The following is a 23,744-nucleotide window of genomic DNA, read 5'->3' as shown; positions in this document are numbered from 1 at the left end:
GTATACGGAACCAAGATTTGGTGCCGGCATGCTGAAAATGAAGATGAATTTTAAATCAACATTACCTCTTCTTAACCCGGCGTAACCACGCTATGGTTCGAATCGGACCTTGGGGCCGAACATCGGGGGAAGGTAGCCTGTATGGTTTTGAAAGCTGCTTTACAATCGTTGCCCAGGCGGTTTTTCGTTCTGGTTTCTTTTCTTTTACTAGCAGGTTGCAGCCGGTCGGACTATCCGGTCATGTTCCCGAGCGGACCGATCGGCCAGGCCCAGCGTGATCTTCTGTTTGACGCCTTTTGGCTGATGATGATCGTTGCAATTCCGGTCTACCTGCTGGCAATTTTCTTTATCTGGCGTTACCGTCGGTCGCATAAGGGAAATGCGACCTACAAGCCGCACTGGGAAGGAAACTGGCAGATCGAGACCGTGGTCTGGACAGTGCCCGCCCTGATCGTGATCGTGATTGCCTATCTCCAGATCACCGGCACGCAGAAGCTTGATCCGTTCCGGCAAATCGATCCCAACCTGAAGTCTTTCCAGGTACAGGCGGTCGCGCAGGACTGGAAGTGGCTGTTCATCTATCCCGAACTGGGTGTCGCCACGGTCAACGAACTGGCGTTTCCTGCCGACCGGCCGCTGACCATCGATATTACGTCCGACACGGTGATGAACTCCTTCATGATCCCGGCACTGGGCGGGCAGATCTATGCCATGGCGGGCATGCGCACGGAGCTCAATCTTCTCGCAAACGAACCGGGCACCTTTACCGGGCGCAACACGCTCTACAGTGGTGACGGCTACTCCGAGCAATATTTCCAGGCGCATGCGATGACGGACGCGGATTTCAGCGCCTGGCGGGAGAAGGTCGCCGCCTCCGCCAACGCATTGGACGCGCAGACCTATGTCGACCTGCAAAAGCCCAGCGTCGCCAATCCGGTGACCTATTACTCAAGTTTCGAACCAAACCTGTTCACGATCATCTTGCGCAAATACGCGCCGATTGTCGGCCCATACGAAAGCGAAGCCGCTGAACTGATTTGCCGTGGGAGTGCTGCCTGATGCTTGGACGTCTGACCATTGACGCATTGCCGTTTTACAGTTGGGTTGCGATGATGGCCGGTGGCATTACCGTCGGCGGTTTCATTGTTGCCTTGCTCCTGATTACCTATCTGCGCGCGTGGAAATATGTCTGGACCGAATGGCTGATCAGCACGGATCACAAGCGCATCGGCATCATGTATGTGATGCTGGCCCTGATCATGCTCGTGCGCGGTTTCGTCGATGCCATCATGATGCGCTCGCAACAGGCGATCGCCCTGAATGGCGGGGGCTATCTGCCACCTGATCACTACGATCAGATCTTTTCCTCTCACGGCACGATCATGATCTTTTTCGTGGCGGTGCCGTTCCTGTCCGGGTTGATCAACATCATCCTGCCCCTGCAGCTCGGATCGCGGGACGTCTCCTTTCCGATGTTGAATTCGTTGAGTTTCTTCCTGACCGCGGCCGGTGCGGCTCTGGTGATGATTTCGCTGGCAATCGGCAAGTTCTCGACCGCCGGCTGGACCGGGTATCCGCCGTACTCGGGGATCCAGTACAATCCCGGGGTCGGTGTGGATTACTGGATATGGGCACTTTTGCTCAGCGGGATAGGCACGACCATATCGGGCATCAATTTCATCGTCACGATCATCAAGAACCGTTGCCCCGGCATGACCTATTTTCGCATGCCGTTGTTCGTGTGGACGACGCTGTGTATTTCGATCCTGATCGTTTTTGCTTTCCCGGCGCTGACCGTTGTCGGTCTTGAGCTGTGGCTGGACCGCACGCTCGGCTTCCACTTCTTCACAAACGGTGACGGCGGCAACATGATGATGTTTGCCAACCTGATCTGGATATGGGGGCACCCGGAAGTCTATATTCTGATCCTGCCGGCCTTTGGGATTTTCTCGGAAGTTGTTGCCACATTCTCCCGCAAGCGGCTGTTCGGATACGTGTCCATGGTCAACGCGACCATGGTGATTTCGATCCTCGCCTTTTCGGTCTGGCTGCACCACTTTTTCACCATGGGAGCGAGCGCAAACGTCAATGCGGCCTTCGGGATCGCAACGATGATCATCGCGGTTCCGACGGGCGTGAAGATTTTCGACTGGCTGTTCACCATGTATCGCGGCCGGATCGAGTTTCACCCGGCCATGCTTTATACGATCGGCGCGATTGTAACCTTCACCATCGGTGGTGTCAGCGGCGTGCTTCTGGCTCTGCCACCGGCCGACTACCTGATGCACAACTCCACCTTCCTGGTGGCGCATTTCCATAACATGCTGATCCCTGGCGCCCTGTTCGGCTATCTTGCCGGCATGAACTACTGGTTCCCGAAGGCTTTCGGGTTCAAGCTTAATGAGAAATGGGGCGTGCGCGCCTTCTGGTTCTGGATCATCGGCTTCTATCTCGCCTTCATGCCGCTCTACGTGCTGGGCTTCATGGGTATGACGCGGCGGATGGAGCAGTATCAGGATCCGTCCTGGCAGCCGTGGCTGGTTGTGGCCCTTGTTGGTGCCGTGTTCATCATGTTCGGCCTGATCAGCATCGGCATGCAGCTTTATGTCAGCATCCGGGAGTGGGGTTCGCATCGTGATCGCACCGGCGATCCCTGGAACGGCCGCACGCTTGAATGGGCGACCTCATCGCCTCCGGCTCCCTATAATTTTGCGGTAATCCCGTCGGTAAAGGATCTTGATGCCTTCGTGGACATGAAGATCGAGGGGACAGCCTACAAGCCGCCTGCCGAATACGAGGACATTGTCATGCCGAAACCCTCATCGGTCGGAGTGGTAATGGGCATTACCTCCTTTGTTCTGGGGTTTGCCGCTGTCTGGTACATCTGGTGGCTTGCCCTTTTGGCGCTCATTGTCAGCGCGGTGGGCATGATCATCTATGCCTGCAATGACAACACCGAATACGTCATTCCCAAGGAAGAGGTTGAGCGGATCGAGAGCGAACGTCTTGCAGCCCTGGGTCCGGATGACCTCCATGACATGAGCGAGCTTGCCCCTGTTGGCGAAGCGTCCGGTCAACCGCTGCCAGGGAGTGCATAATGAACATGATCTCAACGGAGCGGGCCGAAGCTGCGCTCAAGCATGAAGAACCGCATATCATTGCCTCACGCGAATTCGGCTTCTGGCTGTTCCTTTTGGGCGATGCCATCACCTTTGCGCTCCTGATCGCAAGTTACGCCGTGCTTGGCGACAATTCCGCTGCGGGACCGACTTCTCAGGAGGTCTTCCATCTGGGCCTGACCCTTGCACAAACCGTTTTGCTGTTGCTGGCGACCTATGTGATGGGATTGGCGGTCGTCTCGCTGATGGAAGAGGATGCCGCACAGGTGCGGCTCTGGCTGGCCGCCACCGTGGTCCTGGGGCTGGCCTTCACGGTGCTTCAGGTCTACGAGTTCTCCAGCATGATCGCGAGCGGGGCCGGTCCGGATGTGAGCGGGTTTCTGAGCGCGTTCTTTACCTTGCTTGGGGTTCACGGTCTGCACGTGATTTTCGGGACACTGGCCTGTGCGGTGTTGTTCGGGCAGGTGATCGTCAAGGGTTTGACCAAGCCGGTCGGCTCGCGCGTGATCCGAATGGCGGTTTATTGGCACTTCCTTGTGGCCGTCTGGGTCGCCATCTATTCGGTCGTTTATCTTTCCGGCGTCTTGTAGGAGCAGGTCATGATCCATCCAAGCCAACCGAGCCGCGTGACCTATCTCAACGGGTTGCTGCTTGCGGCGATACTGACGGCCATTCCTTTTGCACTTATCTGGAGCGGGCTTTTGGGAGGAACGGCAGCTTACACGGTGATTGCGGTTGCCGCCGTCCTGCAGATCATCGTTCATATGGTGTTTTTCCTCCATGTCGACTTTAAGGCCACGCCGGCGGAAAACCTGTTTTTTCTGGCCTTTGCGATCGTTTTGATCGGCATGATGGTTGGCGGAAGTATCTGGATTATGAGCGACTTGCATCACCGCATGCGCTATTGACGGAGCGCTGGGTGCCAATTGGCGCAATGATTGGGATCAATCAAAACAAAAGACGCCGCGCCGGAGGAAACTGGCGCGGCGTCTTTTGCTGACTGATCGGGACTGCAGGCTTTGCATGTCGTGGCCAGTGTTAGTTCGCTGCCTCGACCGGGCTACTGGCCGGGTGGAGGCGGTGGAGGTGGCGGAAAGCCAGGCATCCCGGGAGGCGGACGCATTCCGTCTGGGGCACCCGGCATCCCGCCCGGTCCGCGCATGCCACCCGGTCTCCCGGGACGGCCGCGTCTGTCCGGGGGCGGTTTTCGGAACGAGGCGTCTGCTGTTCCCTTGAAACACGCAATGATCCAAGGGTATTCATCGGTGACAAAATAGGCGTATACGCCATTGACGGTCATGCCGTTGCATTCGTCGAGGTCGCCCTGTCCGGTAAAGGTATAATCACCTCGGTAGAGGCCGTTATAGTCTCCCCCGGGGTTTCCGTCACCGCTGGGCCGTTTGCCGGACTTTAGTGTGTATCCGGACTTTGCCTTGCGGACCGTGCCGGTTTCGTCGCGGAAATAGGAGCCGTATATCGGGAACCCGTCGGCCGCGAAGCCGATCAGCGGCGAGCCGTCCGGACCCGGTGTGACGTTGAACATCGCTTCCGGATTGCCGTGATAGTGGTATCGTCCGGTTCCGCTTTCCGGCTGGGTGTGGGCATGGTGATTGTCCAATTCGATCGGTGAAAAGGGCGACATCGGATCCACGAGCCAGGGATGCGTATAGCGGCAACCGATCATTATGATCCCGTCCGCATTGGCTCTTGGGCTGTCCGGGCTGTAGCATGCGGCGGCGACGATATCGATCGGCACGCCATTCAGAAACACGCCATTAAAGCTGATATTCACGAGCGGTTGAGGACTGCTGGCGAATTTCGGGGCGCTGGTGATATTGAAAGATTTCCCGATTTGTCCGGCAGGGACCGCAAACGGCCTGTTCACCCCTCCGCCGAAATTGTGGTTGGGGATGCCGTTCGAACTGAGCGTACAGCCGTCCTTGTCTTTCTTGATGATCACAGCACCATTGAATGTGCGGTCCTGCTGCAGGTCCGTAACCTTGGAAGCATATGCATCAACATAGTCGGCGCAATTCGCCATCATATTGGTAAAAATCGCATTGGTTATATCAACGCTGTTCGGGTCGTCGGTAACATCCTGAACAAGGTCGGCCGCGCTTTGTGCATGAATTTGTCCGTACGTCCAGAAGATACCAAGGGCTGCTGCAGCAGCGCCCTGACGTAGTCGATGGGCCCTCATGTCACGTGTACCTCGCGGGATTTGCAGGCTGAAATCACGATATTGACGCGCGGGTGTCGTCTCACAAAAGCGACACATCCGCCTATTCATTTCAATACAAGGGAACGGCGTTGGCAATGCGGATTATTGCCAGATTGGGCCATGACGACAAAAGGTTATCGGTGGGTGGCGACAGGTTTGGCGCTCGCCGGAAAGTTCAGACTGATTGAATCTGCGCTGTGAGACTTGGCGGTTTGGTGAACCGGTGTTGAAAATATTCCTGTTCGGTGACAATTATCCATCATGGATAAAACATCACGTGCATTTTTGTTTCGGGAGCGTCTGGCAGGTGCCCTGGATAGCCGGGGCCTGAACCGCAGCGATCTTGCGCGCGCCGCAGGGCTTGACCGGTCCACAGTTTCCCAGCTTCTGTCAGAAGATCAGCCGCGCCTGCCGAACGGTCAGGCACTCGCGTCCATTGCATCCAGCCTAAGCGTCTCCGCTGACTGGCTTCTCGGGCTGTCTACCCATCAGGGCGTGGCGGCGGAAATCCTTGATCGCGCGGTCCAGTTTGCCGAGGCAGACCGCAATCCCGTGGACGATCATCTACTTGCATGGCAGAAGGAAGCGGCTGGCTCGAAAATCCGCCATGTCCCGGCCAACCTGCCGGACGTGCTGAAGACAGAAGCGGTCCTCGCTTATGAATATGCGGCGACCGACTACCGCACACCCGGCCAGGCGATTACCGGGACTCGTGACCAGCAAGCGCTGTTGACCCGGCCGGAAACGGACATGGAAATCGCCGTATCCCGCCAGGCTTTGGAGGGATTTGCCCGGGGAGAGGGGTTATGGTCCGGCCTGACCAGTGATCTGCGGCGGACACAGCTCATATGGATGGGAGATCTCCTGGAGACCTATTACCCGTCTTTGCGCCTGCACTTGTTCGGCGCCAATGACCGGTATTCAGCGCCATTCACCGTTTTTGGGCAAAAGCGGGCGGCCATCTATCTGGGGCAGAGATATCTGGCATTTTCGGCCACCAGTCATGTGCGTCTGTTTACGAGCCATTTCGACGATTTGGTGCGTCATGCGCAAATCAGATCGCATGAGGCGGGCGGTTTTGTGCGCGGTCTCGGTGACGCTTTATAGGAGGGGTTCCTTGGAGGGGGCGCCACTTTCATGAAACCCTGGTGCATGGTACGGCGTTGTAGTGGCCAATGCGAATCAGCGGGCGGACAAACACTTTTTGATTGAGTTTGCTGTAGTTGTGCTCTTAAAGGTGTAATTCGCACCAAGGCGCAAGGCTCATGTAAGTCCGGATTGATCTCATAATTCCGCATTTGTCCCGATTTTTTCGCTTTCAAGTTTGCGTTATCAACGCAAGCCGTGTTAAAGTTGAGTCAATTAAATTTATATAAATCAAGGGGTTGTAGTTTTTTGGGGAGGGTGTTCAGAAGGTACGTAAAGATTTGGGAAACCACGTTTCCATTTTGATCCGAAGCGTTCTTCTTCTTTTTAAATCTGAGCTTCATCCTCCATAATAGACGGGAATTCACTCAGGTAAGAATCTATGTCCGAGTCCGATGCATTGAAAACTGAACTGGTGAACTTCTCGGAGCTGACCGGGGAAGCTGGACGCGCGCGCCGTGCAGAATTGGCACGCCATGTGGCAACCCTCTTTGCCCTAACATCCGATCGCTGTTCTGACGAGCAGGTCGATATTTATGATTCCGTTCTCGTGCGTCTCGTCGACATGGTCGAACTTGAAGTGCGCCGCTATGTGGCGGAGCAGATGGCCGGACTGCGGCGCGGGCCGGAAGAAACCATCCGCAAGCTGGCGGAGGATGAAATCGAAGTTGCCGCTCCGATCCTGAAACGGTCGACCGTCTTGCGCGACGCGGACCTCGTTCGGATTGCCACCGATATGGGCGACGCACACCGGTTTGCCATTGCGCATCGCGACATCCTGTCCGAGGATTTGACAAATGTGCTGGTGCGCCGGGGGGACCTGCGCGTGAAACGCAGGCTTGCGGCCAATGACGGGGCACGGCTTTCCGAAGCCTCCATGTCGGTCCTTGTCAGCGACGCAGCTGCCGATGCCACCTTGCAGATGTCTCTTGCCGACCGCGTCGATCTCGCCGAAAACCATATCCGCGCTCTTGTGGTGATTGCCAGCGAGGAAGTCCGCCGCAAGCTCAAGGAGCGCGGGCGGACCTCCGAAGCAGCCCGTCTGGGCGAGGCCAAGGAAGTCGCGGCGCGGCGGATGACCAACAGGTACTGGCTTAGCCGGTATGATTTCGAGACGGCCCGCAGCCGGGTCCTTCTTCTTGCCAAGCGCGGCATGGTGAGCGAAACCACCCTGCGCCGCTTTGCATCTGAAGACCGGTTTCCGGAAGCCGTTGCCGCTTTTGCCTGGTTGGTCAGATGCGGGATTGAGGAAGCGAGCCACTGGATGGTGCGGGAAGACCCCGAACCCTTTTTGATCATTGCGAAGGCTTCGGGCATTTCGGCCATCACCGTCGGCGGGCTCTTGTCCGTCGGTCCGTGGCGGCATCGGCTGACACCCGAAGGTAGGACGGCTGCCATGCGGAAGTTCGAACGGATGAGTGCAGCGGATGCCAAGCGCAAAATGGCGCATTGGAAGGATGTGACACTCAACTGATCGTAGCTGGTTGTTTACCTTTTGTTTCAGCCCCGCTCACAGCGGGGTTTTTTTGCTTTTTGTGAAGCCCGTTGCGGCGTTGAGGGGGGGGAGGCCTGCACCAGGTTGGGCGATTTCGAGGCGGAATACTTCAGGGAAGGTGCGAGCCGATGCGGACATCGGTCAAGAAATTTACCAAGTCATTGTTTTAGTGACATGTTGCGAGCCGGAAACGAAAATCAAAGTATGCTTTGGACGTAGCGTTAATAAAGAATGTCTAAATCCGGCCTTGGGTCTTTTCATGATGATTAATCCGTGGTTTGTCAGAAGGGGACTAATTGCGGAGATGCGAGTATGGCCAGGTCCTTTCTACGCAACTTGAACGACTGCCAAATGTCTCGACGGTACCAACACTGGTTGGGTCTTCTTCTTGTCTTGGGGCTAATCCTTGCGCCCGCCTTTGCGGCGGTGCCCGCGCAAGCGCAAGGGATCTTGTCGCTGATCCAGTCGGCACAATCCGAGAGCAAGGCGTCGGAAGAGACCGGGGCGGCTGGCAACGCAAGTGCTGCTGCGGCAAGCAGCGAGCCTGCGGGCCGGACGGTATCGCAAGCGTCCGCGATGGCGGACGTGGACATGCTTTCCGAGCAAGCCGTCCTGGCCCGCAACGAATTGAGCGGGATCATCGCAGCCCTCCCCCAATTCGGATCGTCAATGGCGGCAACATTGCGGTCTCAGGGAGACGACGGCAGTCTTTCATGGCTTCCGAATGCAATAATCGGGGTTGTGATTGCCATCCTGGCAGGCTTGGCCGCCATGCAACTTCTTGAGCGCTGGGTCCGGCCGAAATTCGAGCACCTTTATCGCGCCGACGTCTTTCACCGCGCCGATAAAATTTCTTACTTATTCATACGCACCATTATCATGACCCTCGGACTGGTCGTGTTCCTGCTGGTCGCGGGCATTTTGGCTCTGGTTCTCAACAGTGCCCCGGATGCGGCCAAGCAAACGGCGATTGTAGCCCTCAGTGTGATGCTCTTGTTCCTGTTTGTACGGATCGTGTTTCTCAATGTTATTGTCCCGGACGCTGAAAGCCATCGCCTGATCCCGCTGAGCGATCATGAGGCGCGGGGGCTGTATTTCAGTCTCCTTGGAGGTGCGGCGATCTCTGCTGCAGCCTTGGCCTTGTGCAATTGGATGGACCGTCTCGGGTTGCCGGAAGAACCCCACAAGCTGGCGTTGATCGGCGCAGCCTTTCTGTCGATGCTCATCCTGAGCACGATCGCAATTGCCTTTCGAAAGGTGATCGGCCGTCTGTTTCTCGGGGCAGCGGGTGCAAGCGGTTCGCAGGAGGGCGGGCCTGCCGCCTTCGATGTTTTGGCAACCGGGCCCGTAGCGTTGTGGCGCCGGATCCTGGCACAGGGCTGGCACATTATTGCGGTCGTCTACTTTGTCATTGCTTTCGCGATTTCTGCGGTTCGGGTTCTGCTGGATTTGCCCGACGCCACCGGCCTTGTCGTTGCGCCGATCCAGGTGATGCTGATTGCGGCTGCTGCTTACGGGGTGCTGGTGTTGATTATCGACCGGCTTCTTCTGCCGCGGCTCGATACGCCTCAATCACAGGCGGCGATCGCCGAAGACATCATGCGCACCGAGGAGGCGGAAGGCGAGGATGTCAGCCCGGTTGAATCCGCGGCCCAGGCAGAGGCGGAGGCTGCCGACCGGGAAGCGCACCGCAGTCCGTTCAGGCACCTGCTTGATCATGGGGCCAAGATCCTTGTCCTGTTTGGTGCCGCCTACATGTTGGCACTCAGTTGGGGCGTTCCGATTATTGGCAGTCAGTCCTTTATCAGCAGTTTTATAGATGTCCTTCTGGTCGGCTTTGTCGGCTACATGACCTACCAGGCCGTGAAAGTCTTTATCGATCAGCAGATCGAAAAGGAATCCCCGGCCGAAAAGGACGAGGAGGCGGAAATTGGCGGCCCGGGCGAGAGCCGGATCGCGACGCTTCTGCCGATTTTCCGCAACTTCCTGCTGATCACCATCGTGGTGATTGCCGCCATGGTCATCCTCTCGGAGCTGGGTGTGAATATAGGTCCGCTTTTCGCAGGTGCCGGGGTTGTTGGTTTGGCCATAGGTTTTGGCGCTCAGACGCTGATCCGCGATATTTTTTCAGGCGCGTTCTATCTGCTCGACGATGCTTTTCGCAAAGGCGAATACATTGATATCGGCAGTGCCAAGGGGGTTGTGGAGAAAATCTCGATTCGTTCGATGCAGCTGCGCCACCACCGTGGAGCGCTGACCACCGTGCCGTTTGGAGAAATTCAGCATGTCGAAAACTACGCGCGTGACTGGGCGATGATGAAACTTGCCTTCCGGGTCACCTATGACACCGATGTCGACAAGATGCGCAAGATCATCAAGAAATTCGGTCAGCAATTGCTGGACGACGAATATTACGGGCCGATGTTCCTGCAGCCTTTGAAATCGCAGGGTATTCTGGCCATGGAAGATTCGGCGATGATTGCCCGTGTGAAATTCATGACCAAGCCGGGCAAGCAGTTCGAGTTGCGCAAGGTGGTTTATGCCGGTCTGCAGGATTTGTTTGAACAAAACGGCATCAAGTTCGCCCACAAGCAAGTGACCGTTCGGGTTGCGACGGACGAGACTCAAACCAATGGCAGCGGCAAGCCCAGCCCGGAGGCCCTTAAGGCAGCAGCCGCCGCAGGGGCTGGGGCGGCCGGCGTGATTGAGGGAGAAGAAGCCGGGAACGGTCAGGCGGCCGCAGACCAGCTTTGACTTTTTCCTTGCACGGGTTGTGCGCTTCACCTTGCGTGGTGATCGGGTGAGCCTGCCATATGCCCGCAAAACAAACTGGACAGGCTGGGTGCGCTTCGCTATGGCGGGGGAAACCAGCCTGAGGACTTCCGGAATGCGCATTGGCTTTCAAGGTGCCGCGATCAATGAGCGCGGCATGAGCGTCGCGGTTTACGACTACGCATCAGGTGTTCAGGAGCAGCTCGGACATGAAGCCGTTGTCTTCTACGACAAGCAAAAGAGCAATGCCGATGTCCTTAGGAAATTTGCCGGCAAATTCCGGATGATCGGCTATGAGGGTGCGGAGGACTTCCGCAGTTCGGCAGAAGCCGCACACCTTGATTTTTGCTATTTCATTACGGGCGGGCAGGGGGCTGTGCCGTGCAATTTGGCCGAGCGTACAGGCATTCACGCCGTATTCCGGCACTTCGAACCCAGCGCCGACGTCTACGCCTATGTTTCGAAGTGGCTCGCGGACTGGATGACAGGCGGACAGGCGCCGCATGTTCCCCATATTGTTGATCTTCCCGCTCCATCGGAGGACTTCCGCGCGGAGCATGGGATACCGGCGGATGCGTTTGTTGTCGGGCGCTATGGCGGTTTTGACCAGTTCAATCTGGATTTTGCTAAAACCGCTGTCCGACAAGCGCTTGAAAAACGGAACAATCTGTATTTAGTGTTTTTGAATACCGAACCGTTTGTCGCTCATGAGCGGGCTCTGTTCCTGCCGGCTCGCGTGACCTTGCAGGAAAAATCGAATTTCATTCACGCCTGCGATGCCGGTTTGAATGCAAAGAAGATCGGCGAAAGTTTCGGGCTTGCTAACGCGGAATTTCTGGCTTGCGGCAAACCGGTTTTCACCTGGGCAGGCGGGATGGATCAGAATCATGTCCATCTCAGCCCATCCGAAACCTGGGTGTACCGAAATCGTGCCGATCTGCTGTGCCTTCTGCTCGAGACGCAAGTCTCGGCACGTGACACGGAACTGGCGCGCGCGTCCACCTCCGGCTTGGCGCCCGCACCTGTCATGCGTCAGTTCGACAAGGTCTTCCTGTCGGGAGACTACAGGGCGCAGGATTTGTCGTTGTCTCCGGCTTTCCGGTTGAAGCGGTGGAGCCAGGAAAAGGCGCTTCGCGCGAAATTTCGGTTCTGGAAGATGTCCTGATCGGGAGATCTGGCTTCGCCGGATTTGCTGCGGGCTGTGTGTTACCAAGGTCTTTGGCCACGCATTTCTGCGTAAAAAAACACATAAACATTCAGTGATTGTTTTCTGGTGCTGCCGGAGAGATTTGAACTCTCGACCTCTCCCTTACCAAGGGAGTGCTCTACCCCTGAGCTACGGCAGCATCTGCGCAGTAATTGACCTCTAAACATCAGGCAGCTGGTGTGCCGACAAGGTCGTCTAAAGCGCTTCCGGCCAGTTGTGCCGCCCGGAATGAGGCGGCTTTTGCCACAACTGTTTTGAAGGCGCAAGCGCTTGTCGTGTCTTTTTTCGTTTTGCTGTTGATGGACGGCGTAGCTGCACGTCGCCGGATTAGCTCCCGGTTGTCGAATGGCTTAGAATTCCGTCAGTTTTTTGCTTGTCAAAACGGCGAGGCGTTGTGGAAAAGAATTCGCCGGTTCACCAGACAGTTCACCAATATGAGCCGGTCAACTATTGTTTGACCATGATCGGTCGGCGGATTATTCCGTAGCGCCGGGCTGGCCGGTGCGGCCGGATCACTGGAGAGGCTAAATGGACTCCAAGCAATCAGATGACGAGAGGGCGCCTGGCAAGGCTTCCAGGCCGGTCCGCAACACGGATGAGGCGGGTGCAAAGGCAAGCCGGGAAGAGCGCTTGGCCGAAGCTCTGCGGGCCAATCTGAGGCGCCGCAAGGCGGCCACGAAGAAAACAACGGGTTAGGGCGCAAGCGCTCAAGGCCAGGTGCGGGGGTGCTCAAACAGCCAAGGGTATGCTCAAAGATGTGGCGTTGCGCCTCTGGTGCCTTGCCTTGCATGAACCGGCACTTGCGTGTAGATCGCCGCTTTGCTTGGGATTTGTGGCAAGTTGCCGGATCATGACGCGCGGTGAAGCGCAGACCAGGATGGGATAATGGACAGCATCAGAATCACCGGTGGCAATGAACTTCATGGAGTGATCCCGATTTCGGGTGCCAAGAATGCCGCGCTGCCCTTGATGATTGCCGCGCTTCTGACCGACGAAACCCTGACGCTTTCCAACGTGCCGCGTCTGCGCGATGTCGCCCAGCTGTCCCATATCCTGTCCAATCACGGGGTCGACTACGCCGTCAATGGAAAGCGCAATGGCCAGCACGCTCTGGCAGGCCAGACCATAAGTCTGACCGCGCGTGAAATCGTCGATACCACCGCGCCCTACGAGCTTGTGTCCAAGATGCGTGCAAGTTTCTGGGTGATTGGTCCCATGGTCGCCCGGATGCACGAAGCGCGTGTGTCGTTGCCCGGTGGATGCGCCATCGGAACGCGCCCGGTGGACTTTTTCATTGAAGGGCTGACCGCGCTTGGGGCCGAGATCGAGATCGAGGGCGGATATGTCGTCGTCCGCGCGCCAGGTGGTCTGAAGGGGGCCAGGGTTGAATTCCCCAAAGTCTCTGTCGGTGCGACCCACACGATCATGATGGCGGCGACCCTTGCAGACGGCGAGACCGAAATCGTCAATGCGGCCCGCGAGCCGGAAGTCGTGGACCTTGCCAAGTGCCTGCGTGCCATGGGCGCACAGATTGAGGGCGAGGGCACATCTGTCATCCGGATCCAGGGCGTGAAGCGCCTCCACGGCGCGCATCACGCGGTTCTACCGGACCGGATCGAGACTGGCACCTATGCCATGGCGGTTGCCATGACCGGCGGCGACGTTCTGCTTCAGGGCGCGCGCGGGGACCTGCTCGACACGGCTCTGGAAACCCTGCGCCAGACCGGAGCGCAGATTACGGAGACGGCTGAGGGCATCAAGGTCTACCGCAATGGCAACGGCATTCAGCCGGTCGATGTGACGACAGAGCCTTTTCCGGGCTTTCCAACCGATCTGCAGGCGCAGTTCATGGCGCTGATGACCATGGCCGGCGGGTCCAGCCGGATTACCGAAACGATTTTTGAAAACCGGTTCATGCATGTGCAGGAACTGGCCCGGCTCGGTGCCCAGATCCATGTCGACGGCCATACGGCAACAGTTGACGGCGTGTCTACCTTGCGCGGCGCGCCTGTGATGGCAACGGATCTCAGGGCTTCCGTATCTCTGGTGATTGCGGGTCTGGCTGCGAAGGGCGAGACCACGGTCAGCCGGGTCTATCATCTTGACCGTGGCTTCGAACGGCTGGAAGACAAGCTCACCCATTGTGGCGCAAATATTCAGCGCATCAGCGCCTGAAGCGGGTGCCGTGACCGTCTGGAGCATGCCGGGCGATTGCCAAAACCGTGAAACCCGGCTACGGGATCGCAATGAATGGTGTTTGCAAGCGCTTGTGTTGAGCAGGATGCGCAAGCGGTGCCAAAACTGGTGTCAGGTCGTACAGACCATCATGACAGGAGAGGGGAACAGGACGTGACAGCGAATGGTCCGCTAAAACTCGCAGCTCTCGACGTGGAAGATCTTGAGGTCATTTCGACCCATTTGCAGGACGCCATCATGATGGTGGGAGATATCCGGTATCTTCCGAAAGAAAAAAAGGCGGTTTTCGTAATGAACCGCTTTGTCTGGGATCAGGAAGCCGACAAGCGCACGCAAGAGCATGAGCGCCGCCGCTCCGCGTTGGCAATCTCGCAGGTTTCGGCCATGAAGGCTTCCAAAATCCGGCAGAATGCCAAGGATGCGGTGCTGGAGCTGCTCGCGGTCACATTCGAGCCCTCCGAAGGTCCGTCCGGCCGGGTCAAGCTGGAATTTGCCGGTGGCGGCACGGTCATGCTGGAGGTGGAGTGCATCGAGGCGCAGCTTGCCGATCTGGGCGCTGCCTGGTCGACGCCCAACAAACCCGCCCACGATCTCAATTGAAGTGACCCCATTGTGGGCAAATAATACGTCAAGCATTTCAGGAGCAGCCCTTTGGCCCGCCGCCTTTCGATTAAAGATGCCGATTTTGATGCCCGTTTTGCCGAGCTTCTGGGCGCAAAGCGTGAAGTGTCCGAAGATGTCGATCTGACTGTCCGGGACATTCTGGAAGATGTCCGTCAGCGCGGCGATGCGGCGCTGGTCGACTGCACCCGTAAGTTCGACCGGGTAGACGTTTCTTCGGCAGGGGACCTTGTTGTCACGGCAGCGGAAATCGAGGCCGCTGTCGCCGAGGTGCCGGAGGAAACACTGGACGCCTTGAAACTTGCTGCGGACCGCATCCGCTCCCATCACGCAAGACAGATGCCGAAGGACGATCGTTATACGGACGCCCTTGGCGTCGAACTTGGCTCCCGGTGGACCGCGGTTGAGGCCGTTGGCCTTTATGTGCCCGGTGGGCTTGCGAGTTATCCCAGCTCCGTTTTGATGAATGCCATTCCGGCACTTGTCGCCGGTGTGGAACGGATCGCGATGGTGGTTCCAAGCCCCGGCGGCGTTCTTAACCCGCAAGTTCTGGCTGCAGCTCATATCGCGGGTGTTTCCGAGGTATACAGGGTCGGCGGGGCACAGGCCGTGGCGGCCCTTGCCTACGGCACGGACACGATTGCACCGGTGTCGAAGATTGTCGGTCCGGGCAATGCCTATGTGGCAGCAGCCAAGCGCCGGGTCTTCGGTACCGTTGGTATCGACATGATTGCAGGGCCTTCGGAAGTGCTGATCCTCGCGGATGGCGACAGCCATCCGGACTGGGTGGCTGCCGATCTTCTGGCGCAAGCCGAACACGACCCGGTTGCCCAGTCGATCCTGATCACAGACAGTCCCGAGCTTGCCGATGCGGTTGCCAGCGCGGTCGAACGGCAGTTGAAAACCTTGCCGCGCGAGGATGTGGCGCGGGCGAGCTGGCAGGATTTCGGTGCAATCATTGTCGTTGATGACTTGATGTCGGCCATGCCGCTTGCCAACCGGATCGCGGCGGAGCATCTGGAGCTGGCTGTCGCCGATCCGGAAAGGCTGCTTGAAAAAGTGCGTAATGCCGGGGCTGTGTTTCTCGGTCATCACACGCCCGAGGCCATCGGAGACTATGTTGGCGGGTCCAATCACGTCCTGCCGACCGCCCGTTCGGCACGGTTCTCCTCGGGTCTTTCGGTGCTTGATTTCGTCAAGCGCACCTCGATCCTGAAATGCTCGCCGGACAGTTTGCGGGCTCTGGGCCCGGCGGCCATCACCCTTGGCGAAGCCGAGGGCTTGACTGCGCACGCCCGATCAGTAGCCATAAGGCTCAATCTCTAACGGGGGAAGACAACGGGGATGAGTGAGGTCAGGGAGGAGCATGGCGGCAGCCGCAGCAGCGGAAAGCTGGTGGATGTGGTTCTTGACGAGGCCTCGATTGCCCGGTCGACCCCGGATGTCGAACACGACAGGGCGGTCGCGATCTATGACTTGATCGAGGAAAACCAGTTCCAGCCGGTTGGGCAACCGTCGGCGAACTACGTCCTGCATCTGTCAGTGGTGGAAAAGCGGCTCGTTTTCGAAATCCGGCTCGAAAACGGCGAGCAGGTTGTCACTCATGTCCTGTCGCTGTCGCCCCTGCGCAAGATCGTCAAGGACTATGACATGATCTGCCAGAGCTACTATGAGGCGATCCGGACGGCGACACCGCGCCAGATCGAGGCGATCGACATGGGGCGGCGCGGGGTGCATAATGAGGGCTCGACGATCCTGATGGAGCGTCTTGACGGCAAAGTGAACGTGGATATGCAAACCGCCCGCCGTCTGTTTACGCTGGTCTACGCGCTTCACTGGAAAGGCTAGGGCAAGTGGCCGGGCCGGGCAATCGTCCGACTGCGGTGCTTTATGCGTGCGGGATGAATGCCGTGCGTTCCCCGATGGCTGCCGCGATTACCGAGAAACTGTTTCCGGGGCGCATCTATGTCCGGTCTGCGGGGGTCCGGCAGGGGCAACTCGACCCGTTTGTCGATGCGGTGATGGCCGAAATCGGCATTGATATGGCCGGACACCATCCCAAAACCTTTGAGGAACTTGATGAATCAGGCTTCGATCTGGTCGTGACACTTGCTCCGGAAGCCCATCACAAGGCCTTGGACCTGACCCGGACGGATGCCGTCGATGTGGAGTATTGGCCGACCATGGACCCGACGCTTGCGACCGGCAGCCGGGAACAGATCATGGATTCCTACCGGGGTATCCGTGATCAGCTGATGATGCGCATCAAAAAACGGCTGGATTGGACGCCGCCTCCGAGCGGATGAGGACCGCATCAGGAACTAAATTCGAACAATGCGAAGACTATGCCAAAGAATGGTTCCCTTTCCGAAGCTGATCCGTTAGGTTCCCCGCTCATCTGACATCCTCTATCAGGAAAGCATATGGCAAAAGAAGAAGCTCTGGAGTTTCCGGGCGTCGTCACGGAATTGCTCCCGAACGCGACATTCCGCGTAAAGCTCGAAAACGATCACGAAATCATCGCCCATACGGCGGGGCGCATGCGCAAGAACCGTATCCGGGTACTGGCTGGCGACAAGGTTCTTGTCGAAATGACTCCATACGATCTGACCAAGGGCCGCATCACCTACCGCTTCAAGTAGGGTGACAGCCGTCGTGCAGGCATAATACTTTCGGATCCATGACCGACGCTCCGCCTCTCATTCTCGCTTCCGCGTCGCCGCGGCGATTGGCCCTTCTTCAACAGATAGGGCTGGATCCGGATCACCTGATGCCGGCCGATATCGACGAAACGCCTCAAAGGCTTGAAACACCCCGCGCGCTTGCTGCGCGTTTGGCGCGGGAAAAGGCTGCGGCTGTGCGGCAACTTGTCGACAGGGACCCGGATTTGAAGCCGGGTCTTGTCCTGTCCGCCGACACGGTGGTTGCGGTCGGCCGGAGGGTCTTGCCGAAAGCCGAGGTCAGCGACGAGGCCATGGCTTGCCTGTCATTGTTGTCGGGCCGTGGGCACCGGGTCTTCACCGGTCTGGCGCTAAGCCAGCCGGACGGAAAGACGCGCGCAAAGGTGATTGAAACCCGCGTCCGGTTCAAGCGCCTGTCGCGCAAGGACATGGACGACTATATTGCCTCCGGAGAATGGCGGGGCAAGGCGGGTGGCTACGCCATCCAGGGATTGGCCGGGAGCTTTGTCATCAAGTTGGCCGGATCCTATACAAGTGTGGTCGGACTGCCGGTTGCCGAAACGGCGGCCCTGCTGTCAGGAGCCGGTTATCCGGTTCATCGCAACTGGGCCGACACCGCCGCCTGAGTTCCGGGTTTTAGATAAGCCCGGACCGGAAAGAAAGAAACTGACATGAGCGAGACCAGACAAGAGCGGCGGATGCGGCCTTGCCCTATCTGTTCCAAGCTGTCCACGCCGGAAGACTATCCGTTTTGCTCTGATCGTTGTGCAAAGGTGGACCTCAATCGCTGGTTCAGCGAAGGCTATACGATTCCGGTTGTTGAGACCGATGACATGGATGAGTCGGACCGCGTCACCGATGACGGGGGCAATAGCTAGGGAGATTGTCCCGGCGCGAGTCCCGCAAATCAATGAGCCGGCTTATTTTTCACTTGATTGCCCCCTGCTCCTGCGGACATAAAGTTTGGCACTGTTTATTTTGACGGGGTTCTTTTGATAAACTGTCAAGAATGACAAGTAATCTTCGCAGAGGATGGCTACACTTCCGGACCGACCAACCGGCAGCTGTGGCTGGATATAAAAAAAGCAAGTTGAGGCTTTGATGAAAAACCTGTTCCTTGGCAGCGCGGTCCTTGCCGCGTCGACCATGCTCTCGTCCACGGCATTTGCCGACTACTCCCTGACAATCCTTCACCTGAACGATCTGCATTCGCGGATCGAGTCGATCAACAAGTATGATTCGACCTGTAACGCGGAAGGTGAGGCCGAGGGCAAGTGTTTCGGCGGTATCGCGCGCGTGAAGACGATGCTTGATGAGCGCCGCGACGCGCTGAGCAACGAAGGCAAGGACTATCTCGTCGTCGACGCCGGCGACCAGTTCCAGGGATCCCTGTTTTATACGACCTACAAGGGCGCTGCCGCCGTTGAGTTCATGAACGGCCTCGGCGTCGATGTGATGGCTGTTGGCAACCACGAATTCGATGATGGTTCCCAAGGATTGGCAGATTTCATCGAGGCGGCAGAATTCCCGGTGATTTCCGGGAACACCCATGTTGAAAACGAGCCGCTTCTGAAGGGCAAGATACCGGGCGTGCTGGTTCTGGAGAAGAGTGGCGAAAAGATCGGCATTGTCTCTGCGCTTGCAGAGGATACCGATGAAACGTCGTCTCCGGGAGAGGGCGTGCGTTTCATTCAGGCTGAAGACTACTTGAAGGGAGCCGTTGAATCTCTGGAAGCAGCGGGTATCAACAAGATCATTGCTGTGACCCATGCGGGTTTGAGTCGTGACAAGGAAATTGCGGCCGCTGTTCCGGGCATCGACCTGATCGTGGGCGGACATTCCCACACGCTGCTTTCCAATACCCAGGAACGCGCGGAAGGCCCGTATCCGGTTCTGGTTGAGAACCCGGAAGGCAAGCAGGTTCCGATCGTTCAAGCCTATGCCTACGGCAAGTTTCTTGGCGAAATCGATGTGACCTTCGACGATGATGGCAATGTTCTCTCCGCGCAGGGCGAGCCGATCCTGCTGGATGCGTCTGTCACGCCGGACGAGGCATTTCAGGCACGTGTTGCAGAACTGGGAGCGCCGATCGAGGAACTGAAGGCCAAGGTGATCGGTTCGTCCGAAGCGCCGATTGACGGCGCGCGCACCAGCTGCCGGGCAGGGGAGTGCCAGATGGGCAATCTCGTTGCCGACGCGATGCTTGACCGCGTGAAGGATCAAGGCGTTCAGATTGCGATCCAGAATGGTGGTGGTTTGCGGTCCTCGATTGATGAGGGCGAGGTCACCATGGGTGAAGTTCTGACCGTTCTGCCATTTCAGAACACGGTCGCGACGTTCCGGCTTTCGGGTGCCGACGTGATCGCCGCCCTTGAAAATGGTGTGTCCAAGGTCGAGGAAGGTGCTGGCCGCTTCCCGCAGGTCGCCGGACTGAAATACACTTGGACCCAGTCCAAGCCCGCAGGCGAAGGCCGTATTCTTGCTGTTGAAGTGATGGAAAACGGTGAGTGGGTGCCGATCGACCCTGAAAAGACCTATGGCGTTGTGTCCAACAACTACATGCGTTCGGGCGGTGACGGCTACAAGGTCTTTGCGGAAAACGGTGCGAATGCCTATGACTTCGGCCCCGGACTGGAGCTCGTTCTGGCAGACTACATTGCTGCCAATAATGGCTATACGCCTTATCTGGATGGCCGTATCACCGAGCAATAAGCTCTTCCGTGGCAAGTAAATAATGAAGGCGCGCCGTTTCGGTGCGCCTTTTTTGTTTCCCAAACGCAACACTAGTGCTTTGTTGTGACGGCAGCGCGCGGTCCGTGTCTCGACTCAAGGCGCTAAAGTCCATAACAATTTAAAAACTTACGTTTCGGCACTTTTTGCTGTCGAAACTGTCATGCCCTTGCGTGCGGGAAAGGGGCTTTGCGGGTGTTTGGTGCTGGGACGCGAGCTGTTCGGGTTATTTATCTTTGCGCCGCGTTGTTGGCACTCGGCGCGGTACCCTCACTTGCGCAAACAGCCGGGGAAGACGGCACACCATCTGCCAATCTCTCAGCCGAAGCACTGGAAGCCCGCCAGCTTGCACTTTTGAATGCCATGCTGCTCAATCCTGCAGATCTGGATGTGGCCTTCGACTACGCGACAATCGCTGCACAAAACGGGGATTTCGAAGCTGCAATCGGTACCTATGAGCGTATGCTGATTTTCGCTCCCGGCTTGCCGCGGATTCAGCTGGAGCTCGGTGTGCTGTATTATCGGCTCGGCGCCTTTGACGTTGCACGAAGCTATTTCGAAGCGGCTCTCAGTGCTCCCAATGTGCCTCCGGAGGTTGAGGCCCGGGTCGCGACTTATCTGGCCGCCATAGACCAACAGGACCGGACGACGGAATTTAGCGCAACCGTTGTTGCGGGCGCACGTTACCAGACAAATGCCAATGCAGCCCCGGGTAGCCGAAGGGTTGATTTGAATGGCGGGACTTTCATCCTTGATGAAACCGCAACTGGCCGGGCGGACTATAATGGCTTCATCGCTGCGAATATCCACGCAGCCTATGATCTGGGAGCCCAGGGAGATCTTCTGGAAGCCGACCTGATTGTTTATGCGGCCCGGTATGCGGATCTGGTTCGGCTTGATACCGGGCTTGCGGAGTTGACGTTTGGTCCGTCGTTCAATTTGAAAAGGATTGGCCTCGACAATGGCAGGCTGGGTGTTTACGGGATTCTCTCCGGCATCCGGCTGGACCACGCCAACTACAACGGGACAGTCGGGGTCGGCAGCCGCCTTGCCTATGCGTTCGGTCCCTTCACGTTTTTTGATGGCAAACTCGAGTACCGTCAGCGCTGGTACAATGACACTGCTGCCTATCCGACGGTGTCAGACCGGAATGGCTATCAGCTGGAAACCCTGTTGACGCTCACGCGGCAGGTTTCGGGATCCTTTACGGCGCGCACGCTTTTGCTCGGAGACTTCGAGGAGACAGTCCGGCAATTTACCCAAAGCTGGGAACTCGGGATTGGTGTCGGGGGAACATATCAATTCCCGTCACCGATCAAGAGGATTGCGGACGACTGGTCTATCGATCTCGAGGCCGGGTACATCTACCGCGAATACCAGGGGCCCGATCCACTGATTGATCCAACCCAAAGTCAACGGGACAATGAAGGCTGGATTCGCGGGGTTCTGGCGGTTCCGGTCCGTTCCGACGTGCTGATCGGTCTGACTGGTGAGTTCCGGCGCCAGCAATCGAACTATGACGTCTCGACTTACAACAATACCTCCGCGATGCTCTCTGTCGCCAAGTCCTTTTAGGAGGCGGGCGTGACCGCTAGAATGTCAGGAACCCATCTGTTGGCATTTGCCGGAGCGGTTGCGGCGCTTTTACTGGTGCCTGAAATTGGCTTTCGGTCCGCCCTTGCGCAGGACATCGGTGTCGCAGCCGCAGTCAATCGCATGGCGACCGGGCGTCCTCCGGGGCGGGCTGAGCGAACGGTCGTATTGGGCGATCAAATCATCTACGAAGAGCGCATTCGCACCACCGGAACCGGCCTTGTTCAAGTCCTGTTACGCGACGGGTCGATATTCACGATTGGCGCAAATTCGGATTTTGTCATTGATGAGTTTGTGTATGACCCGGATGCCGGTAGCGGCAGACTTGCGGTCTCGTTTGGAAAGGGCGTGGCGCGCTTCGTTGGCGGCAGGCTCTCCAAGACTGAAACAGGTGTTACGGTGCGCACGCCGGTCGGCGTGATCGGGATTCGTGGTGCCATCGCCGACCTGAGGGTTGCGGAAGATGAAGGTGTCTTTTCGCTGGTATATGGCCGTGACATCGTTCTGCGAAGTCCGTCCGGTGAAAAGGTTCGTATCTTCGAGCCGGGATATGCGATCAGCGTTGGGCTGGATGGGCCGCCGAAGGTTCACAGGGCCACACCGCAGGCTGTTGCCGCATTCCAGTCAGACTTGATGGGGCGGCCGGCGCAAAGGGGCGGGATACGCCAGCCGCCAACGGGGGCGGATATTGCAAGATCGGGATTGCCTGATGTGAATTCCGGTCGATCGATCAATCGGCGCGGTTCCCCTCCGCCGCCCAAAGGGGTGCGCGCAACCTCCTTTCGGCATGTAGAGCCGAGACTGATCCAGCCGCACACTCTGGACCAGCGGCGCTTGAGGGGCGGGATCGACACCCAGGTTCCGGCACCTTCTCCCCCTGTGCCTCCTCGACCGCCGCGTATCCCTCCTGCAGAATAGTACTGATGAAATTTTTTGTATTCCTATCAGCTTAGTGATAAATATGCCTAAGCGTAAATTATGTATTTAAACAGTAAATTCACATGATAATTGTTTTATATTGATGCGTATTTAGCGGTTTGTTGACGTCCAAAGCTGCTCTGCACAGTCGCGAGTTTGGGGGCTCCGGATGCGTTGTCGACGAACATGTTCGGGCATGGTCTTGGTATTCACCGCATGGTTGCTGGCTGCTGCCATTGGTGTACCTGTGTCCTGGGCGCGTGATGTCGGGGTCGCTGCTGCGGTCAATCCCGATGCCTTCGGTACGAATCCTGGTTCATCCAGACGCATGATCGTGCTGGGCGAGAACGTCATTTTCAGGCAGAGAATCGAAACCTCCGGGTCGGGGCTGGTCCAGGTGCTTTTGCGGGACGGGTCTACGTTCACAGTGGGCGCGAATTCCGATCTGGTGATCGATGAGTTTGTCTATAATCCTGCGGACGGCTCCGGCAGGCTTGTCGCCAGCTTCGGAAAGGGAGTTGCCCGGTTTGTAGGAGGCAAGCTCAGCAAAAGGAAGGGTGGGGTCGCGATCAACACCACGATTGGCACGATCGGTATTCGTGGCGGAATTGCCAATATCCAAAGCCGAAGCGATCGCTCGGCCTTTTCATTCCTTTTCGGCGAGATGCTGACTTTCAAGGGGCGCAATGGGCAGAAACGCCGTTTATATCAGCCCGGCTACACACTTGAGGTTGCTTCGACCGGGCGCTCGAAAGTAAGGCGGACAACACCGCGCGATATCGGCTTTGTCCAAACAGCACTTACCAGCCGGCCGGAATTGCGCGGTGGCCTTTTGAAACCGCCACCGCCATCCCGCATCGCCCGTAGTGGGCTGCCGCCGGTGAATTCCGGGCTTGGCGCTGTCCGGACAGCGCCCCGGCCCAAACCCGGCATGTTCCGGCCTCCACCACCGCTTCGAGGGACGCGGTACAAGCCTCTAGACGTAAATATTGTCACCCGGGATCAGATCGACGAAGATATTCGCAGGCGTGGTCCCCCGCCACCC

Annotated in this window: 22 protein-coding genes and 1 tRNA gene; 21 read left to right on the top strand and 2 right to left on the bottom strand. The window is 57.6% G+C overall.

Annotated elements, in window-relative coordinates:
- Window positions 1-240: 240 nt before the first annotated feature.
- Genes E1297_RS16845 through cyoD form a run of 4 tightly spaced genes read left to right on the top strand, consistent with a single transcriptional unit; the run spans window position 241 to window position 4,027 of the window.
- Window positions 241-1,059 (top strand): COX aromatic rich motif-containing protein, encoded by an 819-nt coding sequence (locus tag E1297_RS16845; protein WP_244327789.1) that lies wholly within the window; start codon window positions 241-243, stop codon window positions 1,057-1,059.
- The gene (locus E1297_RS16840) at window positions 1,059-3,098 is read left to right on the top strand and encodes a cbb3-type cytochrome c oxidase subunit I (protein ID WP_155140271.1); all 2,040 of its coding nucleotides are present in this window, start codon (window positions 1,059-1,061) and stop codon (window positions 3,096-3,098) included. Before E1297_RS16845 ends, E1297_RS16840 begins: the two co-directional genes overlap by 1 nt.
- The gene (locus E1297_RS16835; protein ID WP_209015824.1) at window positions 3,098-3,709 is read left to right on the top strand and encodes a cytochrome c oxidase subunit 3; all 612 of its coding nucleotides are present in this window, start codon (window positions 3,098-3,100) and stop codon (window positions 3,707-3,709) included. Before E1297_RS16840 ends, E1297_RS16835 begins: the two co-directional genes overlap by 1 nt.
- Before the next feature lie 9 nt (window positions 3,710-3,718).
- Complete coding sequence (gene cyoD / locus E1297_RS16830) at window positions 3,719-4,027, top strand: cytochrome o ubiquinol oxidase subunit IV (RefSeq protein WP_155140269.1); 309 nt, start codon at window positions 3,719-3,721, stop codon at window positions 4,025-4,027.
- Window positions 4,028-4,179: 152 nt separating this feature from the next.
- Here the strand turns inward: cyoD and E1297_RS16825 are convergent, their stop codons facing one another.
- Complete coding sequence (locus E1297_RS16825; RefSeq protein ID WP_196223341.1) at window positions 4,180-5,319, bottom strand: YHYH protein; 1,140 nt, start codon at window positions 5,317-5,319, stop codon at window positions 4,180-4,182.
- A gap of 282 nt (window positions 5,320-5,601) precedes the next feature.
- On the opposite strand from E1297_RS16825, the gene E1297_RS16820 reads away from it, so the two are divergent.
- From E1297_RS16820 to E1297_RS16805, 4 genes are all read left to right on the top strand, one after another.
- Window positions 5,602-6,447, top strand: coding sequence for a helix-turn-helix domain-containing protein (locus tag E1297_RS16820; RefSeq protein ID WP_155140265.1), 846 nt, complete (start codon window positions 5,602-5,604; stop codon window positions 6,445-6,447).
- Between the two features lie 421 nt (window positions 6,448-6,868).
- A complete protein-coding gene (locus tag E1297_RS16815; protein WP_155140264.1) occupies window positions 6,869-7,960 on the top strand; it encodes a DUF2336 domain-containing protein in 1,092 nt (363 codons plus the stop codon).
- 372 nt (window positions 7,961-8,332) lie between these two features.
- Entirely contained in the window at window positions 8,333-10,735 is a 2,403-nt protein-coding gene (locus E1297_RS16810) for a mechanosensitive ion channel family protein (RefSeq protein ID WP_155140262.1), read from the top strand.
- Window positions 10,686-11,918 carry a hypothetical protein gene (locus tag E1297_RS16805; RefSeq protein ID WP_155140260.1) on the top strand — a complete coding sequence of 411 codons (1,233 nt, stop codon included), beginning with the start codon at window positions 10,686-10,688 and terminating at the stop codon, window positions 11,916-11,918. Before E1297_RS16810 ends, E1297_RS16805 begins: the two co-directional genes overlap by 50 nt.
- Before the next feature lie 106 nt (window positions 11,919-12,024).
- Here E1297_RS16805 and E1297_RS16800 read toward each other — a convergent pair.
- Window positions 12,025-12,099: transfer RNA gene (locus E1297_RS16800), tRNA-Thr, on the bottom strand.
- 389 nt (window positions 12,100-12,488) lie between these two features.
- Here E1297_RS16800 and E1297_RS49185 point away from each other — a divergent pair.
- From E1297_RS49185 to E1297_RS16740, 13 genes are all read left to right on the top strand, one after another.
- A complete protein-coding gene (locus E1297_RS49185; protein WP_196223339.1) occupies window positions 12,489-12,656 on the top strand; it encodes a hypothetical protein in 168 nt (55 codons plus the stop codon).
- A gap of 189 nt (window positions 12,657-12,845) precedes the next feature.
- Entirely contained in the window at window positions 12,846-14,135 is a 1,290-nt protein-coding gene (gene murA, locus E1297_RS16795; RefSeq protein WP_155140258.1) for a UDP-N-acetylglucosamine 1-carboxyvinyltransferase, read from the top strand.
- Between the two features lie 75 nt (window positions 14,136-14,210).
- Window positions 14,211-14,756 carry a DUF2948 family protein gene (locus E1297_RS16790; RefSeq protein WP_155140256.1) on the top strand — a complete coding sequence of 182 codons (546 nt, stop codon included), beginning with the start codon at window positions 14,211-14,213 and terminating at the stop codon, window positions 14,754-14,756.
- Window positions 14,757-14,807: 51 nt separating this feature from the next.
- Complete coding sequence (hisD, locus tag E1297_RS16785; protein ID WP_155140254.1) at window positions 14,808-16,103, top strand: histidinol dehydrogenase; 1,296 nt, start codon at window positions 14,808-14,810, stop codon at window positions 16,101-16,103.
- Window positions 16,104-16,121: 18 nt separating this feature from the next.
- Window positions 16,122-16,625: a UPF0262 family protein gene (locus E1297_RS16780; RefSeq protein WP_155140252.1), complete on the top strand. Its 504-nt coding sequence runs from the start codon at window positions 16,122-16,124 to the stop codon at window positions 16,623-16,625.
- A gap of 5 nt (window positions 16,626-16,630) precedes the next feature.
- Complete coding sequence (locus E1297_RS16775) at window positions 16,631-17,083, top strand: low molecular weight phosphatase family protein (RefSeq protein WP_368669589.1); 453 nt, start codon at window positions 16,631-16,633, stop codon at window positions 17,081-17,083.
- Window positions 17,084-17,200: 117 nt separating this feature from the next.
- A complete protein-coding gene (infA, locus tag E1297_RS16770; protein ID WP_006939340.1) occupies window positions 17,201-17,419 on the top strand; it encodes a translation initiation factor IF-1 in 219 nt (72 codons plus the stop codon).
- A gap of 38 nt (window positions 17,420-17,457) precedes the next feature.
- Complete coding sequence (locus E1297_RS16765) at window positions 17,458-18,084, top strand: Maf-like protein (RefSeq protein ID WP_155140248.1); 627 nt, start codon at window positions 17,458-17,460, stop codon at window positions 18,082-18,084.
- A gap of 45 nt (window positions 18,085-18,129) precedes the next feature.
- The gene (yacG, locus tag E1297_RS16760; RefSeq protein WP_155140246.1) at window positions 18,130-18,336 is read left to right on the top strand and encodes a DNA gyrase inhibitor YacG; all 207 of its coding nucleotides are present in this window, start codon (window positions 18,130-18,132) and stop codon (window positions 18,334-18,336) included.
- Window positions 18,337-18,559: 223 nt separating this feature from the next.
- A complete protein-coding gene (locus tag E1297_RS16755) occupies window positions 18,560-20,170 on the top strand; it encodes a bifunctional UDP-sugar hydrolase/5'-nucleotidase (RefSeq protein ID WP_155140244.1) in 1,611 nt (536 codons plus the stop codon).
- A 267-nt stretch (window positions 20,171-20,437) separates the two neighbouring features.
- On the top strand, window positions 20,438-21,763 hold the full coding sequence (locus E1297_RS16750) for a tetratricopeptide repeat protein (RefSeq protein WP_155140242.1): 1,326 nt from the start codon (window positions 20,438-20,440) through the stop codon (window positions 21,761-21,763).
- A 9-nt stretch (window positions 21,764-21,772) separates the two neighbouring features.
- Window positions 21,773-22,699 carry a FecR domain-containing protein gene (locus E1297_RS16745; RefSeq protein WP_155140240.1) on the top strand — a complete coding sequence of 309 codons (927 nt, stop codon included), beginning with the start codon at window positions 21,773-21,775 and terminating at the stop codon, window positions 22,697-22,699.
- Window positions 22,700-22,895: 196 nt separating this feature from the next.
- Window positions 22,896-23,744 (top strand): FecR domain-containing protein (locus E1297_RS16740; protein ID WP_196223338.1); only part of this gene is annotated, 849 nt, incomplete at its 3' end.

Source organism: Roseibium sp. RKSG952 (genome assembly GCF_009711355.1).
This window is presented reverse-complemented; position numbering and strand designations above follow the sequence as displayed.

Bases quoted from the DNA above. Each gene is read 5' to 3' on its own strand.
- E1297_RS16845 (WP_244327789.1), top strand. From the start codon at position 241: ATGTTCCCGAGCGGACCGATCGGCCAGGCCCAGCGTGATCTTCTGTTT.
- E1297_RS16840 (WP_155140271.1), top strand. From the start codon at position 1,059: ATGCTTGGACGTCTGACCATTGACGCATTGCCGTTTTACAGTTGGGTT.
- E1297_RS16835 (WP_209015824.1), top strand. From the start codon at position 3,098: ATGAACATGATCTCAACGGAGCGGGCCGAAGCTGCGCTCAAGCATGAA.
- cyoD (WP_155140269.1), top strand. From the start codon at position 3,719: ATGATCCATCCAAGCCAACCGAGCCGCGTGACCTATCTCAACGGGTTG.
- E1297_RS16825 (WP_196223341.1), bottom strand. From the start codon at position 5,319: ATGAGGGCCCATCGACTACGTCAGGGCGCTGCTGCAGCAGCCCTTGGT.
- E1297_RS16820 (WP_155140265.1), top strand. From the start codon at position 5,602: ATGGATAAAACATCACGTGCATTTTTGTTTCGGGAGCGTCTGGCAGGT.
- E1297_RS16815 (WP_155140264.1), top strand. From the start codon at position 6,869: ATGTCCGAGTCCGATGCATTGAAAACTGAACTGGTGAACTTCTCGGAG.
- E1297_RS16810 (WP_155140262.1), top strand. From the start codon at position 8,333: ATGTCTCGACGGTACCAACACTGGTTGGGTCTTCTTCTTGTCTTGGGG.
- E1297_RS49185 (WP_196223339.1), top strand. From the start codon at position 12,489: ATGGACTCCAAGCAATCAGATGACGAGAGGGCGCCTGGCAAGGCTTCC.
- murA (WP_155140258.1), top strand. From the start codon at position 12,846: ATGGACAGCATCAGAATCACCGGTGGCAATGAACTTCATGGAGTGATC.
- E1297_RS16790 (WP_155140256.1), top strand. From the start codon at position 14,211: ATGGTGTTTGCAAGCGCTTGTGTTGAGCAGGATGCGCAAGCGGTGCCA.
- E1297_RS16780 (WP_155140252.1), top strand. From the start codon at position 16,122: ATGAGTGAGGTCAGGGAGGAGCATGGCGGCAGCCGCAGCAGCGGAAAG.
- infA (WP_006939340.1), top strand. From the start codon at position 17,201: ATGGCAAAAGAAGAAGCTCTGGAGTTTCCGGGCGTCGTCACGGAATTG.
- E1297_RS16765 (WP_155140248.1), top strand. From the start codon at position 17,458: ATGACCGACGCTCCGCCTCTCATTCTCGCTTCCGCGTCGCCGCGGCGA.
- yacG (WP_155140246.1), top strand. From the start codon at position 18,130: ATGAGCGAGACCAGACAAGAGCGGCGGATGCGGCCTTGCCCTATCTGT.
- E1297_RS16755 (WP_155140244.1), top strand. From the start codon at position 18,560: ATGAAAAACCTGTTCCTTGGCAGCGCGGTCCTTGCCGCGTCGACCATG.